The organism is Bacillus sp. EE-W1, assembly GCF_009760835.1.
In the GTDB taxonomy this organism is placed as follows: domain Bacteria; phylum Bacillota; class Bacilli; order Bacillales; family Bacillaceae_G; genus Bacillus_A; species Bacillus_A wiedmannii.
Genome location: NZ_WIPE01000166.1, coordinates 1 through 878, shown reverse-complemented (window position 1 = coordinate 878; position 878 = coordinate 1). Strand labels below are relative to the sequence as shown.

The window sequence follows — 878 nt, the reverse complement described above, 5'->3', positions numbered from 1 at the left end:
TTTTGCCATCTTTATCAGTAGTTAAATCAGAACGAACGTCGTGCCCGTTCATATCGACGATTTTAAATACTGCATCTTTAAGGACAGAACCGTCAAAGTCATCCACTTTAGAAAGTTCAACAGCGCCTTTCGTTAAGCTATTCGTAGCGGTAACGGAAGCGATTTTTTCTTGTCCTTTTTTAACTGTGAACTTAATAGGTGTTTCGTTTAAGTCATAGTGATTAGGAGCTTTTGTTTCAATAAACTCATAGTCTCCTGGTGGTAATTCATCCACAACTAAACGGCCGTTTTTATCAGTAGTTAAATCAGTACGGACATCGTGTCCATCCTTATTAACAATTTTAAATACCGCACCTTCCAGTGTTGTGTTTTCTTCAACATCGTCAACTTTAATTAACTCCACACTACCTTTCGTTAAGCTGTTCGTAGCTGTAACGAAGACATGTTTTGTTTGACTTCTTTCAATTGTGAACTTAATCGGCTCTTCATTTAAGTCATAATGTTTCGGAGCTTTCGTTTCAATAAATTGATAGTCTCCAGGTTGTAAGTCTTTAGCGCTGATTTTTCCAACTTTATTGGTAACTAAATTCGTACGAATATCGTTACCGTTCAGATCAGTAATTTTAAATACCGCACCTTCTAGCATTTCTTTCTTATCTATAGAGTCAACCTTCGTTAATTCCACGCCACCTTTGGTTAGGCCATTCTTAGCAGTAACAGAAGCGTGAGTTAGTTGACTTCTCTCGATAGTGAAGCTAATAGGTGTTTTATTTAAATCGTAATGCTTAGGAGCTTTCGTTTCAATGAATTGATAGTCTCCTGGGCGTAAGTTCGTAGCAGTAATCTTACCATCTTTATCAGTAGTTAAATCAGTGCGA

The 878-nt window shown here is 37.1% G+C and carries 1 protein-coding gene; it reads right to left on the bottom strand.

The features are described 5' to 3' along the window. On the bottom strand, positions 1 to 878 hold an 878-nt coding region (locus GFJ36_RS28845; protein WP_275940663.1), incomplete at both ends, for an MSCRAMM family protein.